This window comes from Archangium sp. (assembly GCF_057119385.1).
In genome coordinates, this window is record NZ_DBNGVP010000188.1 from 21,801 (window position 1) to 36,279 (window position 14,479).

Annotated in this window: 14 protein-coding genes; 11 read left to right on the forward strand and 3 right to left on the reverse strand. The window is 67.7% G+C overall.

From position 1 onward, the window contains the following. Positions 1–14 precede the first annotated feature (14 nt). The 11 genes from AC16DP_RS43905 to AC16DP_RS43955 all read left to right on the forward strand — a co-directional run bounded on the left by AC16DP_RS43905 (position 15) and on the right by AC16DP_RS43955 (position 11,014). On the forward strand, positions 15–611 hold the full coding sequence (locus tag AC16DP_RS43905; RefSeq protein WP_329726939.1) for a hypothetical protein: 597 nt from the start codon (positions 15–17) through the stop codon (positions 609–611). Between the two features lie 292 nt (positions 612–903). Further along, a complete protein-coding gene (locus AC16DP_RS43910) occupies positions 904–1,353 on the forward strand; it encodes a hypothetical protein (RefSeq protein WP_329726940.1) in 450 nt (149 codons plus the stop codon). A gap of 197 nt (positions 1,354–1,550) precedes the next feature. Then, positions 1,551–2,147 carry a histidine phosphatase family protein gene (locus AC16DP_RS43915; RefSeq protein ID WP_329726941.1) on the forward strand — a complete coding sequence of 199 codons (597 nt, stop codon included), beginning with the start codon at positions 1,551–1,553 and terminating at the stop codon, positions 2,145–2,147. Between the two features lie 62 nt (positions 2,148–2,209). Further along, complete coding sequence (locus AC16DP_RS43920) at positions 2,210–3,679, forward strand: hypothetical protein (protein WP_329726942.1); 1,470 nt, start codon at positions 2,210–2,212, stop codon at positions 3,677–3,679. A gap of 30 nt (positions 3,680–3,709) precedes the next feature. Next, entirely contained in the window at positions 3,710–4,174 is a 465-nt protein-coding gene (locus tag AC16DP_RS43925; protein ID WP_329726943.1) for a YrhA family protein, read from the forward strand. Positions 4,175–4,394: 220 nt separating this feature from the next. Then, positions 4,395–4,562, forward strand: a complete 168-nt coding sequence (locus AC16DP_RS43930; protein ID WP_329726944.1) for a hypothetical protein — start codon at positions 4,395–4,397, stop codon at positions 4,560–4,562. Between the two features lie 68 nt (positions 4,563–4,630). Further along, positions 4,631–5,827, forward strand: coding sequence for a cytochrome P450 (locus tag AC16DP_RS43935; protein WP_329726945.1), 1,197 nt, complete (start codon positions 4,631–4,633; stop codon positions 5,825–5,827). A 126-nt stretch (positions 5,828–5,953) separates the two neighbouring features. After that, on the forward strand, positions 5,954–7,096 hold the full coding sequence (locus tag AC16DP_RS43940; RefSeq protein ID WP_329726946.1) for an imelysin family protein: 1,143 nt from the start codon (positions 5,954–5,956) through the stop codon (positions 7,094–7,096). Between the two features lie 9 nt (positions 7,097–7,105). Then, on the forward strand, positions 7,106–8,476 hold the full coding sequence (locus AC16DP_RS43945; RefSeq protein WP_329726947.1) for a di-heme oxidoreductase family protein: 1,371 nt from the start codon (positions 7,106–7,108) through the stop codon (positions 8,474–8,476). Next, a complete protein-coding gene (locus AC16DP_RS43950) occupies positions 8,473–9,549 on the forward strand; it encodes an imelysin family protein (RefSeq protein ID WP_329726948.1) in 1,077 nt (358 codons plus the stop codon). The genes AC16DP_RS43945 and AC16DP_RS43950 overlap by 4 nt, the downstream gene beginning before the upstream one ends. Beyond that, a complete protein-coding gene (locus AC16DP_RS43955) occupies positions 9,539–11,014 on the forward strand; it encodes an HTTM domain-containing protein (protein WP_329726949.1) in 1,476 nt (491 codons plus the stop codon). Before AC16DP_RS43950 ends, AC16DP_RS43955 begins: the two co-directional genes overlap by 11 nt. Before the next feature lie 93 nt (positions 11,015–11,107). Here the strand turns inward: AC16DP_RS43955 and AC16DP_RS43960 are convergent, their stop codons facing one another. The 3 genes from AC16DP_RS43960 to AC16DP_RS43970 all read right to left on the reverse strand — a co-directional run bounded on the left by AC16DP_RS43960 (position 11,108) and on the right by AC16DP_RS43970 (position 14,434). After that, positions 11,108–11,671: an anthranilate synthase component II gene (locus AC16DP_RS43960; protein WP_329726950.1), complete on the reverse strand. Its 564-nt coding sequence runs from the start codon at positions 11,669–11,671 to the stop codon at positions 11,108–11,110. Continuing rightward, positions 11,668–13,158 carry an anthranilate synthase component I family protein gene (locus AC16DP_RS43965; RefSeq protein ID WP_329726951.1) on the reverse strand — a complete coding sequence of 497 codons (1,491 nt, stop codon included), beginning with the start codon at positions 13,156–13,158 and terminating at the stop codon, positions 11,668–11,670. The genes AC16DP_RS43960 and AC16DP_RS43965 overlap by 4 nt, the downstream gene beginning before the upstream one ends. Before the next feature lie 217 nt (positions 13,159–13,375). Further along, on the reverse strand, positions 13,376–14,434 hold the full coding sequence (locus tag AC16DP_RS43970) for an alpha/beta hydrolase-fold protein (protein WP_329726952.1): 1,059 nt from the start codon (positions 14,432–14,434) through the stop codon (positions 13,376–13,378). Positions 14,435–14,479 lie beyond the last annotated feature (45 nt).

Sequence of the window (14,479 nt, forward strand, 5' to 3'; positions counted from 1 at the left end):
CACGCGGGACGACGATGAATCCGAGAGACATCCTCTATTCACTGCCCACCCTCTCCAACGAGCTCCCCGGCCTCGAGGAGGGCTCGGCGCAGCCGGGCCAGCGGGTGCTCGAGCTGCACGAGGACGAGTGGCGGCAGCTCGAGCTGGTGGCGCACACGCTCGAGGCCTCCATCGAGAAGGACATGAGGGCCGTGGCGCGCATCCACCAGAAGCACCGCCAGGGCGCCGGCTTCGACGCCATCCACATCCGGAAGGAAGTGCCCTCGCCGCTGGAGGGAACCTGGCTCACCCTGGAGGAGCTGCGAGGAGACCTGGGGGAGAAGTCCTCGTGGTGGGACGGGGTGTCGTTCCAGGGCACGGCGGGACGGGTCGCGGGGGGCTTCGCCGTGAAGCAGCCCTCGGGGCTCACGCTGTACGGGCAGCAGCGGGGAGGACGCATCCAGGTGCTGGCCCTCCGTTCGCCGGAGGGACTCACCGGCGCCGAGGAAGACCTCCGCCGGGTGGCGGGATTCGCCGCGCGGCACCAACTGTACCTGGTGGACTGGTGCAGGGTGGACCAGTTCCCGCCCACGGCCGCGTACTTCCAGGAGTGGCTGTCGGGCCGGAGTTGAACCACCAGCGGCCAGCGTCACGCCAGACGGACGCCACACCACTCGCCATCCCGGCGTGAGCCCGAGCACCTGATTCCGCCGGGCAGCTCGCCTCTGGCCGAGGTCCCGAGGGGCGTTTCGCGGGTGGGACTCCCATCCTTCCTCGTGGACGGGTGAGCGAGGCATGGACTCCGTCCTTCCGAGGGGCACACCTCCCCCACGGCATTGGCAAGGGGCCTGCAACCGGAGCGCGGACACCACCGCCGCGCGTCTACTTCTCCAGGCGCGGCGGCAATCCCCACGAGGAGTCACCATGAAGCGCCCCTACCGCATCTTCTCTCTCCTGTTCGTGCTCCTGGCCACCGGCTGTGGCCCCGCAGGTCAGTCCTTCCACGGCATCTACAGCGCTTCGGGAGTCACCACCCTGCTCATCACGGGATACTCAGGTGCTACCGGGCAGGTCACGGGCACTCGACGCATCTCCGAGGGAGTGACCTCGGACCTCATCATTTCCGACTCGAGCGGGCAGTGCTTGCTGCCCGCGAATCTCGAAGGCGACGTGGCCGTCGTCTCTCCCGGCGCCTCCTGCACCCAGATCATCGAAGGTGTCACCATCACCATGAGCATTACCACCGGGACAGCCTCGCTTTCCGGCAAGGTCGTCGAGCTCCGCCTCGCCGGTAACGTGACGATGGCATCCCAGGGGAAGTCGTACTCGGGCACCTTCTCCGAGAACAGCACCCTCACACGCGTCGCGAAGTAACGGCGCGAGGCCACGAGGCCTGAAAACACCGAGGCCGGAAGCCCCTGATTCGTCGAGGGGGCTTCCGGCCTCCATGTTTTCAGCGCCAAAGCGAAGTACGGGAATCGGTGGACGAGGGGTAAAGACCTGCTTCAGGGGGGGGTGTTCCTCCGCGCCCCCGAGCGGTGGCAGAGTTCACCCGTCCCGAGAGGAACACCATGAAGCCAGCCGCCCCCGTGCTCGTCCTCGTCCGCCATGGAGACACCGCCTGGAGCCGCAGCGGCCAGCACACCGGCCGCACGGACATCCCGCTGCTCGAGGAAGGCCGCCGCCTGGCCACGAAGCTGCGCGAGCCGCTGCGCGCCTGGGACTTCGCCGCGGTGTGGACCAGCCCCCTGAGCCGCGCCAGCGAGACCTGCGCACTCGCCGGCTATGGGGACGTGGCGCAGCTGCGCTCGGACCTGATGGAGTGGGACTACGGCACCTTCGAGGGCAAGACCAAGGCGGAGATCCGCGCCACCAGCCCGAACTGGATGCTGTGGACGGATGGCGTGCCGTGCGGCGAGTCCGCGCGGGACGTGGGTGCACGCGCGGACCGCATCATCGCCGAGGCCCAGTCCGTGGACGGCAACGTGCTCCTCTTCGCCCATGGCCACCTGCTGCGCGTGCTCGCCGCGCGCTGGCTGGGGCTGGCGCCCACCGAGGGCCGCCTCTTCACGCTGAGCACCGCCTCCATCAGCGTGCTCGGCCTGGACAGTGACGGGGACCAGCAGGTCCTCCAGCTCTGGAACGACACCACCCACCTGCGAGGTTGAGTGAAGGAGCGTGACGTCAGTCGCAAGCGGCTGAGCCTGCTCCTCGTGTGCCCGGAGAATCCATGGGGAATGAACCATTCAAGATTACCCAATCTCAACTCAATACGTTCCCGGGCAAGAAGATTCAGGAGTGCCCCAGCAACTGGGTTGAGCTCAAGTACCTCTATCCTGATGGAACACCTGTTTCAGGTGCCAAATACTTCGTAGAGGACGCCCACGGCTCTTTTCAGACCACGGGTAATCTCGACGCCAACGGTTTTGCCCGCGTCGCACTTCCGCCCAATGTTGGCAAGGTCAAGTACTGGTTCCAGGATGACCCAGACACCCTCGATATCCGGGTGCAACCCAAGCCACACGGGCAGCAGGCGCCCGCTGGCTGGATTGACCGGATGGGTGGAAAGCTCAAGGATTTCGGGTCGTGGATGTGGGGGGTCGTTCAAGGTGATTTCAACGAGGACCCGACAATCGATCAAATCATCGTTGGGACAATCATCACCATGTTTCCCGTCGTCGATCAACTCGCCGACATCCGGGATCTCGTTGCCGGCCTGAAGCAATTGCTCTGGGACAAAAAGTACGATGACTACTTTGTATGGGTGGGGCTCGTACTCACCCTGATTGGCCTCATCCCCGTACTTGGCTCGCTCGTCAAAGGCATTTGCAAGACGGTCTTGATCTATGCCAAACGCCTTACCTTGCAAGAACTCCTGAAGGTCTTCAATTTCTTCGCCAAGGGGAACGGTTTCAAGTGGCTCAAGAAACTCCGAGCAACGGAGCTTTCATCAATCGGCTCGCAGGTGAAATCCAAGTTGCACGGTCTGTTGGACAAGCTTCAGGATACACTCAAGACCCTCAGGCGATATACACCCGACTTAGCGGATGACATCCAGGCCGGCATCGCCAATCTGCTGGATGCCATCAAACAGGTCAAATCTCGCGTGGATCGCATGGTGGATCAAACGATCCATCAAATCGAAGCGAGCATTGATGACATCATGCGGCGCTATGAGCCCGTGCCAGCGATGGGTCCCGCCCGGCAAACACACGTCTACAAACAGGAAATGTTGGAGCCGGGCAAATCACCAGGCTCCTTCACTGGCACGGTCGGCAAGAAGCCCGTGGAACTTCCCGGTGTCAAAACACAGAAGCTCTCATATACAAAACGGGATCGAGCCGAATACGAGAAGCTCCGCAACAAGTTCGACAGTACCGAGCGGGAGAAGTTCCTCAAGTCGCTCGCGAACGATCCCGACAAGGTCGAACAACTGAAAAAGGCGGGGCTTGATTCCAACGACATCGCAAGCATGAAAGCAGGGAAGCCCCCAGAGGGCTACAGAGTACATCACAAACTCTCTCTTGACGACGGCGGCGACAACAGTTTCGACAACCTGGTTGTAATCAAAGAAGTACCCTACCACCAGACAATCACCAACGAACAATCTGCGCTATTCCGAAGCTTGAAGGTCGGAGAGACCAAGGTGGCCGACTTCCCCATTCCCGATGGATTCATCTATCCACCCAAGGCCCACTGACGGGGCAACACCACAGCAAGGAGAGTCAACGTGCCATCCATCCCTTATCAACAGGTTCTGCAGGATTTCGAAAAGCAGTTGAGACACCATGGCAGGCGTATGCAGCCCCCCTGTTCACAGGAGGAGTTGGTGAGGCTAAGACTCGGAGCCAAACAAGAACTCGGAAGCGACATACCCGACCCGCATGTGGATCTCCTGCGCTGGCACAATGGGCTTACCTGGAACGGACTCACCATCTATGCGAGCGAGACCAGCCTCATCGCGGGCCGTGCGGATCGCTTCATCGCTGGATTCGTGGAGTCCAACAAGCTCTTTCAGCAGGGCGTTCCTGAACTGGTGGATTACCTCATCTTCGCCGACTCGGAGTTCTACTTCTATGCGTATGACAAGAAAAACAACGAATACGTCAGATGCGATCGCATCTCCCTGGAGAAATACGAGACCTTTTCTTCGTTCGAGGACATGATCTCGTCCGCGCTTCTATCCCATCTCTGAATGCATTCCAGCGGCACCGCTGTTCGTCAGGCCGTGGTACTTCTTCCTCGCGAGGGGTGCTTCCGCTGAAAGGCCAGACCACCAGACACATACACAAAGGAGCATGGCTTTACGAGTGCTTGCGTTGAGGATGACCGCTTTAGAGACAAAGGCTTTCCGGGGGGGTGTTCCTCCGAGCTTTCGAGCGGTGGCAGCGTTCGCCCATCTTGAGAGGAAAACCATGAAGCCAGCGTCCCTCGTGCTCGTCCTCATCCGCCATGGAGACATCGCATGGAACCGCCGCCTCTTCACGCTGAGCACCGCCTCCATCAGCGTGCTCGGCCTGGACAGCGATGGAGACCAGCAGGTCCTCCAGCTCTGGAACGACACCCCCCATCTGCGCGGCTGAGCGGGGGGGTATATTCCCTCCACAACGCGGCCAGGATTAGGCTCCAGATCACACCCCGAGACCTGCCCATGGCCGACAAACCCAACATCTACGCGCCTGAAATCTGGAGCGACCCGCACCCCTTCTATGCCTCGCTGCGGCGTGAAGCGCCCGTCAGCCAGGTGGAGCCGGGAGGCATGTGGGCGGTGACGCGCTACGAGGACGTGCTCCACGTCCTCAAGAATCCGCAGCTCTTCTCGTCCGAGGGCTTCCGCCCCGCGGTGCAGCCGGCATGGCTCCAGCAGCGCAACCCGGTGGCCGACTCCATCCTGATGATGGATCCTCCGACGCACACCCGCCTGCGCGCGCTCATCACCCGGACGTTCTCGGCTTCGGGCGTGGCCCGCCTGGAGCCCTCCATCCGCGACTCGGCCCGGTCGATCGTCGACGGCATGCTGGAGCGCCGCCGGGTGGACTTCATGGAGTCCATGGCCCTGGTGCTGCCCTCGCGCGCCATGAGCGCCCTGCTGGGATTGGACCCTTCGTTGGCGCCGCGCTTCAAGACCTGGGCGCATGCGGTGACGGGCGTCGGCATCGTCCCCGCGGAGGACATGAAGCGGCGCACCGAGCTGACGGGCTACCTGGAAGAGCTCAAGCATCACCTGACGAGCGTCCTGGAGCTGCGCCAGCGCGAGCCCGGCAATGACGTGGTGACGGATCTGCTCCAGGCCCGCGCGCAGGGCGGCTCCATGTCGGATGACGAGCTGCTGGGCTACTGCGTCCTGCTGCTCGTCGCGGGGCTGGAGACGACGTATGACCTGCTCGGCATGTGCGCGCTGACGCTGACGGACGACCCGGACCTCTGGGCGCGGCTGAAGAAGGACCGGGCGCTCATCCCCAGATTCGTCGAGGAGGTGCTGCGCTTCCACGCCCCCTCGCAGTCCACCATCCGCACCACCACCCAGGAGACGGAGCTGGGCGGAGTGCGGCTGCCCAAGGGCGCGACGTTGCTGGTGCAGTTCGTCTCGGCCAACCGCGACGAGTCCGTCTTCCCCAACGCCCACCGCTTCGACCTGGAGCGCACGGGCTCGCCGCACCTCACCTTCGGCCAGGGCATCCACTTCTGCGTGGGTGCGCCCCTGGCGCGCATGGAGGCTCGCCTGGCCCTGGAAGCGCTGCTCGAGCAGTGCGACCGGATGGTGCGCGAGCCCGGGCCGGTGAAGTGGAACGTGGCCATCACCACCCGCGGGCCCGCGGTGCTGCCCCTGGAGCTGTTCCCCGCCTGAGCGCAGTGGAGCGGTGGCCCCACGCGCGCCACCGCTCCCTTCCTTGCGGCCCCCCAATTTTGACTTTGATTCTCAGTTTCGCTATCGAGCCAGCCCATTCGACGGAAGCACTCGAAAGGGCCGCACATGAAGAAGCTGGGATGGATGGCACTGGTGGCGGGGGCGCTGTCCTCCGTGGGCTGTGGGACGGAGCCGCTGGAGGAGTCGCGGGCGAGGCCGGTGGTGGAGCGCTATGCGGCGCTGGTGAACGAGAACTACACGGACGCGGTGACGAAGGCGAAGGAGCTGCGGACGGCGGTGGAGGCCTTCGTGGCGGACCCCACCGAGGCGAAGCTGACGGCGGCGCGCAACGCGTGGCTGGCGGCGCGTCCCGCCTACGGGCAGAGCGAGGCCTTCCGCTTCTACGGCGGCCCCATCGACGACGAGGACACGGGCCCCGAGGGCCGCATCAACGCCTGGCCGCTGGACGAGGCGTACATCGACTCGGTGGAGGGCTCGCCCAACGCCGGCATCATCAACGCCACCACCGAGTACCCCACGCTCACCGAGGAGCTGCTCATCTCCCTCAACGAGCGCGACGGTGAGACGAACATCGCCACCGGCTACCACGCCATCGAGTTCCTGCTGTGGGGCCAGGATCGGAGCGTGACGGGCCCGGGCAACCGGCCGGCCTCGGACTTCGTGACGGCGCCCAACGCCGAGCGCCGCCGCCAGTACCTGAAGCTCGCGACGGAGCTGCTGGTGAAGGACCTGGAGTCGGTGCAGGCGCAGTGGACGCCGGGCGCGGACAACTACGGCAAGAGGTTCGCCGCGCAGGAGCCGCAGGAGGCGGTGCTGCAGGTGCTCACCGGCCTGGGCAGCCTGAGCGGCGCCGAGCTGTCCGGCGAGCGGATGACGGTGGCCTACGACAACAAGGACCAGGAGGACGAGCACTCCTGCTTCAGCGACAACACGAAGGCGGACCTGTACGCCAACGCGCTCGGCATCCAGAACGTGTACCTGGGCCGCTACGGCACCGTGGACGGCAAGGGCCTGGACGAGCTGGTGGCGGCGGTGGACCCGAAGCTGGACGAGGAGATGAAGCAGCGCCTGCAGGCCAGCCTCGACGCCATCCAGGCGATCCCCGGCCCGTTCGACCAGGCCATCCTCGGCGCGGACAATGCCGGGGGCCGGCAGAAGGTGAAGACGGCCATCGACGCGCTGAAGGCCCAGACGGAGACGCTCGTCGACGTGGCCACCGCGCTGGGCATCACGCTGAACCTGGAGTGAGGACGAACCATGTGGCGCACGATCAGTCTGTTGCTCCTCCTCGCCTGTGCGTGCGGTGAGGAAGGGCCGGAGCCGGGCGAGGAGCTGTCCGGCGGCGACACCACCGTCCACGACACCACGCGCAACGCCTTCACCCTGGCGGCGCGCAACCTCCAGGGCGATCGGCGCGATGCCTTCTTCACCGGCAACGCGCTCTTCAATCGCAACTGGGTGACGGCCCCCGCCTCCACCACGGGGCTGGACGGACTGGGCCCCACCTTCAACGCGCCCTCGTGCGCCGCATGTCATTTCAAGGACGGGCGCGGCAAGCCCCCGACCGAGCCGGACGAGAAGCCGCTGTCGCTGCTCTTCCGGTTGAGCATCCCCGGGCAGGACGCGCATGGCGAGCCGCTCGGGGACCCCAACTATGGAGGGCAGCTCCAGCCGCAGGCCCTCCTGGGCGTGCCCGCGGAGGGCGAGGTGGCCCTCACGCACACGCCGCGCGAGGGCCAGTACGCGGACGGGACGGGCTACGCGCTGGAGGAGCCGCACTACACGCTCACGAAGCTGGCCTTCGGCCCCGTGCACCCGGAGTTGATGATGAGCCCGCGCGTGGCCCCGGTGATGGTGGGGCTCGGCCTGTTGGAGGCCATTCCGGACGCGGCGCTGGAGGCGCTCGCGGATCCGGACGACAAGGACGGCGATGGCATCTCCGGCCGCATCAACCACGTCTGGGACGTGGAGCATGGCGAGACGCGCGTGGGCCGCTTCGGCTGGAAGGCCAACCAGCCCTCCCTGCGCCAGCAGAACGCGGGCGCCTTCCGGGGGGACATCGGCATCACGTCGGATCTGTTCCCCACGGAGGACTGCCCTCCCGTGCAGACGGCGTGTCACGACGCGCCCTCGGGGGGAGCGCCCGAGCTGGAGGCGGAGAAGCTGGAGCAGCTGACGTTCTACACGCGGACGCTGGCCGTGCCCGCGCGCCGGGACGTGGACAAGCCCGAGGTGCTGCGCGGGCGGCGGCTGTTCCGTGAGCTGGACTGCGCGAAGTGCCACGTGCCGCGCCACGAGACGGGGACAGTGGCGGACGCGCCGGAGCTGTCGAAGCAGATCATCTTCCCGTACACGGACCTGCTGGTGCACGACATGGGGCCGGAGCTGGCCGATGGGCGCCCGGACTTCGAGGCCACGGGGAGTGAGTGGCGCACACCGCCGCTATGGGGTATCGGGCTGGTGGAGACGGTCAACCGCCACACGCGTTTCCTGCATGATGGGCGGGCCCGCTCGCTGGAGGAGGCCATCCTCTGGCACGGGGGCGAGGCCGAGCGCTCGCGGGAGCGCTTCCGCAACCTGACCGTGAAGGACCGTACCGCGCTGCTGCGCTTCCTGGAGTCGCTGTGAGCCCCATCTTCCGCCGTCTGATTGCCCCCACCCTCCTGCTGTCGCTCGCCGTGGTGAGCTGCGGCGATTCCCAGGGCACGGCCCTGCGCTCGGCCTTCCTGAAGGAGCTGGCCGGGGACGTGGCCCTCCCGGCGTACCGGGACCTCGACACGCGCACCGAGGCGCTGGCCGGAGCGCTCGCGGCGCTGGAGGCCACCCCCACGGAGACCACGCTCACGCAGGCGCGAACCGCCTGGAGGGAGGCGCGAGGGGCGTGGCTGCGGCAGGAGGCCTTCCGCTTCGGCCCGGCGGAGGAGCAGCACACGTCGGCCTCGGTGAACCAGGTGCCGTCCACCACGGGCATCGACAGCCTGCTCGTGGGAGACGTGGAGCTCACGGAGACCTACGTGGCGGAGCAGGGAGCGAACCGCAAGGGACTGCTCGCCATGGAGTACCTGCTCTTCGACGCGGGGGCCACGGAGGAAGGGAGCGCGGGCGCGCGGCGGCGGGCGTACCTGAAGGCGCTCGGGGCGCTGCTGCACGAGGACGCCACGGCGGTGAGCACGGCGTGGGAGCCCGAGCAGGGCAACTACGTCGCGCAGTTGTCCAACGCGGGGAACGAGGGGAGCCCCTACGCCACGCAGAAGGACGCGGTGGACACGGTGGTGAACCGGCTCATCTCCAGCGTGGAGGTGACGGAGCAGAAGCTGTCGAAGCCGCTCGGCTTCGAGACGGGAGGCACGGTGCGTCCCGAGCTGGAGGAGGCGCGGCGCAGCGACAACTCGCTGGAGGACCTGAAGAACGCGGTCCTGAGCATGGAGCGCGTCTGGCTGGGGGCGAGCGGGAACGGCGGACTGTCGAAGGTGGTGGCCGCGAGCAACAAGCAGGTGGACGCGACGGTGCGTGGGGACCTGGCGGCGGTGCGCTCGGCACTCGAGGCGATTCCGCCGCCGCTGCGCACGGCGCTGACCAATGACCGTGAGTCGGTGGAGGCGGCCCGGGCGGCGCTGTCGACGCTGCGAGCCACCCTGGCCTCCGAGGTGGTGTCCAACCTGGGCGTGACGCTCAAGTTCAACGACAACGATGGCGACTGAGCAGGCGCCGCTGGCCCCCACCACGCCCCTCGCGCCCACCACGCCCCTCGCGCCCATCACTCCCCTCGCGCCCGTCACTCCCCTCGCCCTCCGGGAGAGGGGCGGGGGTGAGGGTGCCACGGGCCCCGGGTTGCCCCTGCGCGCCCTCCACGAGCGCCTCACGGCCACCCTCTTCGCGCCCGTGGACCCATCCTCGCTGGTGGCGTACCGGGTCGTCTTCGGGCTGCTGATGATGGTCGCCGTCGCGAGGTTCTTCGCGTACGGGTGGATTCACGAGCACTACCTGGCACCCAAGGTGCTCTTCCCCTACGCGGGGCTGGAGTGGATCCGCCCGTGGCCGGGGGTGGGCATGTACGTCCACTTCGCGCTGATGGGGCTGGGAGCGCTGGGCATCACGCTGGGAGTCGCATACCGGGCGAGCGCACTGACGTTCCTGCTCACGTTCACGTACGCGCACCTCATCGACAAGACGTACTACCTCAACCACTACTACTTCATCTCGCTGGCGGGGCTGTTGCTGGTGGCGCTCCCGTTGGACATGAAGGGGCGGAGCCACGTGCCCGCGTGGTGGCTGTGGCTGATGCGGGCGCAGGTGGGGCTCGTGTACTTCTTCGGCGGGGTGGCGAAGCTGAAGAGCGACTGGCTCGTCCACGCGCAGCCGATGAAGATCTGGCTGGCGGCGAGCACGGACCTGCCTGTGCTGGGCCGGCTCTTCGAGCAACCATGGGCGCCGCACGCCTTCAGCATCGCGGGAGCGGTGTTCGACCTGTGCGTGGTGCCCGCGCTGTTGTGGAAGCGGACGCGGTGGCTCGCCTACGCGGCGGTGGTGGGCTTCCACGTCATCACGCGGATGCTCTTCCCCATCGGCATGTTCCCGTGGCTGATGATGGCGGGGGCGCTGCTGTTCTTCCCACCGGACTGGCCCCGGCGGCTCGCGAGCTGGCTGCGGCGCGAGCCAGTGAAGCACCGCGAGCCCGAGTCCCCCTCCTTGCCCACGAGACACTCCTGGCTCGGGCCCGCGTTGGCGGTGGCCTTCCTGGGGGTGCAGTTCCTCCTGCCGTTGCGGCACCTGCTCTACCCGGGTGACGTGATGTGGACGGAGGAGGGCTTCCGCTTCTCGTGGAACGTGATGTTGATGGAGAAGAACGGGGTGGCCGAGTTCCACGTGAGCGAGCCCGCCACGGGGAAGCGGTGGGTGGTGTCGCCGGGCCAGCACCTCTCGCCCTACCAGGTGAAGATGATGGCCACGCAGCCGGACATGCTGCTGACGTTCGCGCACTACCTCGCGCGCCACTTCGCCGAGCAGGGGCACCCGGGAGTCGAGGTGCGCGTGGACGCCTTCGCGAGCCTCAATGGCCGACCCCGCCAGCGGCTCGTGGACCCCACGGTGAACCTGGCCGCGGTGGGCCCGTGGGACAGCGTGCACGGGTGGGTGCTGCCCTTCCGCGAGGTGGCACCGCCCTGAGCCGGAGAGGGGCTCCGCGACGACTGCACGGAGCCAGCCCGGGACCTCCAATACCCTCACCCCGGCCCTCTCCCGGAGGGCGAGGGAGGGGAGCTACAGCTTCCCGTCGAGGAAGTTGCGCACCAGCCGGGGGCCCTCGGGCGTGAGGACGCTCTCCGGATGGAACTGCACGCCCACCACGGGCCGCTCACGGTGCCGCAGCCCCATGATGAGCCCGTCCGGCGTCCACGCCGTCGCCTCCAGCTCCGCCGGCAGCGTCCCCGCGTCCACCACCAGCGAGTGGTAGCGCGCGGCCTGGAAGCCCGTCGGCACGCCCTCGAAGATGCTCCGGCCCTCGTGGCGGATGGACGCCGTCTTGCCGTGCACCGGCTCGGGCGCCCGCACCACGTTGCCGCCGAAGACGGCCCCGATGGACTGGTGGCCCAGGCACACGCCCAGCACCGGCACCTTCGCGTCGCGGATGGCCGCCATGCACACCCCGGCCTCGTGCGGCGTGCACGGCCCGGGCGACACCACCAGGTGCGAGGCGCCCGAAGCCGCCACGCCCGCGGCGTCGATCTCATCGTTGCGCACCACCTTCACCTCGGCGCCCAGCGTGTACAGCAGCTGCACGAGGTTGAAGGTGAACGAGTCGTAGTTGTCGATGACGAGGATCACCGCACACCTCCCTCACGCGCCTGCTTCAGGGCCGTGGCGAGCACCCGCGCCTTGGCCTCCGTTTCGTCCGCTTCCTTCGAGGGCACCGAGTCCGCCACGAGTCCCGCGCCCGCCTCCCACAGCGTGCGGTCCCCGTCGATGTAGAAGGTGCGCAGGGCGATGGCCAGGTCCAGCGCGCCGCAGAAGGACAGGTAGCCCACCGCGCCCGCGTAGGGGCCGCGGCGCACGGGCTCCAGCTCGTCGATGATCTGCATCGCGCGAATCTTCGGAGCCCCGGACACCGTGCCCGCCGGGAAGGTGTACGCCAGGGCATCGAGCGCGTCGTACTTCGCGTCGAGCTTGCCGCGCACCTGCGAGACGATGTGCATCACGTGGCTGTAGCGCTCGATGACCATCATGTCCTCGACGCGCACCGAGCCCGGCGCGGCCACGCGGCCCACGTCGTTGCGGCCCAGGTCCACCAGCATCATGTGCTCGGCGCGCTCCTTCTCGTCGGCGAGCAGCTCCTTCTCGAGGGCCTGGTCCTCGGCCTCGGTGGCGCCGCGGCGCCGGGTGCCGGCGATGGGGCGCACCACGACGTCTCCGTCGCGCACCTGCACCAGCAGCTCCGGAGAGGCGCCCACCAGCGCGCGCGCCTCGCCCAGCTCGATGTGGAAGAGGTACGGCGAAGGGTTGATGCGGCGCAGCGAGCGGTACAGCGAGAGCGGCGGCGGCGCCCCCCGCGCCTCGAAGCGGCGGGCGAGCACCACCTGCATGCAGTCACCGGCGCGGATGTATTCCTTCACGCGCTCGACAGCGGCCTCGTAGCCGGCGCGGTCCCAGTTGACGGAGACCTCCGCCTCGCCGCGCATGGGCGGATGGGGGACATAGGCGTCCACGGGCAGCGGGCGCAGCAGCCGCTCGGCGAGGGCCTCGGCACGGGCCTCGGCATCGGCGAGCGCCTGGGCGACGCTGCCATGACGGTTGGGCCGGGCGATGGCGGTGGCGTGCAGCGTCTGGGTGCGCGAGTCGTGGGTGACGAACTCATCGCACAGCAGCCACTCGGAGTCGGGGAAGGTGGTGTCGGAGGTGTGCCGGTCGGGCACATGGCGCTCGAACCAGGACATGCAGTTGTAGCCGAGGTAGCCCACGAGGCCGCCGACGAACGGGGGCTCACCGGGGAGCTTGGCCACGGCGTGGTCGCGCCAGACGGAGCGGAGGACGTCGAGCGGAGCACCCTCGAGACGCTGCTGCTGCTCGCCGCGCCAGAGGGTGCCGCCGGTGCGGTCGAGCCGGAGCCGGCCGGAGGGTGCGGTGCCGATGTGGCTGTAGCGGCCGAAGCGCTCGCCACCGTGGCAGGACTCGAGGATGAAACCCCGAGCACCCCCGAGCTTGAGGTAGGCGGACAGCGGGGTGTCGAGGTCGGCGGGGAGCACGACCGAGACGGGAACCGCCTCGCCCTTCTCCGCGCGTTGGCGGTAGGCCGCCTTGCGCTCCTGAGCGTTCATCACGTTCCTCTGTGTAGGCCCCCTCTCCCTCTGGGAGAGGGCTGGGGTGTGGGTGTTCCGGAAGTCACCCCATCACCGGCGGATTGTCCCCGTTATTCGCGGACAGGGAAAGGGCCACGGACGTCCGATACCGTCCCACCTGCCCGGCTTGACACGACCGTGACCTCGACCCCTCTCCGAGCGGGCATGGGGTACACGCGGAGTCCAGGTGGGCCGCTCAGCCCTCGCGGGGGCCGGTGCCGAACAACCACTCCAGGCCGCGCCACACGTTGTCGCGCCAGGCCGAGTAGTTATGGCCGCCGTGGTACTCGCGGTACTCGGCGCGGTGTCCGGAGGCGCGGAGCACGGGGAGCATGCGCTCATTGCCCTCGACGAGCGCCTCGAAGTGGCCGCAGTCCAACCACACGTCGAGCGGCCGGGAGGGAGCGCTCCGGGCGAGGTCGAACACCACGAAGTCGCGGTTCCACACGCTGAAAGCGCCCGACTGCGAGAGCACGCGGCCGAAGACGTGCGGGGCACGCAGCCCCGTGTACAGGGCGATGAGCCCGCCCAGTGACGAGCCAAGAACGGCATGGGCGCCAGGCTCGCGCGTCTCATCCAGGAGGTTCAGCTCGCCACGGGCGAGCGGCAGGACCTTGTCGAGCAGGAAGGCCAGGGTGGCCTCGCTGCAGGCGTACTCGACGGTGCGAGCGGGGCCACCATTGGCCACCATGGCCAGCGCGAGAGGGCGGATGCGGCCCTGGGCGATGAGGTTGTCCACGATGGAGGGCAGCTTCGCGCGGCGCAGGTAGTCCGGCCCGTCGAACACCACCACGAGAGGGCAGGGCTCGGAGGTGGGAGGCGCGTAGAGGTGGACGGCGCGCTGCGAGCCCACACAAAGCTCATGCGTCTCCACCAGGTGACGGGTGACGGTGCCACGCGGCACGCCCCGCTGCCGCAGCGCGAGGGGCGTGGGTTGCGACTCGGGCATGTGGAAGTAGTGGTTGAAGTCCCCGAAGCCGTTGGAGGTGAGGCGCTCGTTGAGGGGATCCCTCACCCGCCGGCCCCTGGCGTCCTGGAAGGCGTACTCCACATACGTATCGCGCGGCAGCTTCAGCGTGTGCGTCCACAGCCCGGGCGCCACCTCCTTCAGGGGGATGGGCTCGCCCGACCAGTCCAGGAAGTCCCCCGCGACGGACACGGGCCTGCGCCCCCGCCACACGAAGGTGGCCGTCTCTCCGTGGATGACCGGTGTGCCCTCCTCGCGGGCCCGCTGCTCCAGTGTCGTGGTGTCCATGGCTCAACCCAGGGTGGAATGGAGAGGCGGAGACGTCGAGTGTCG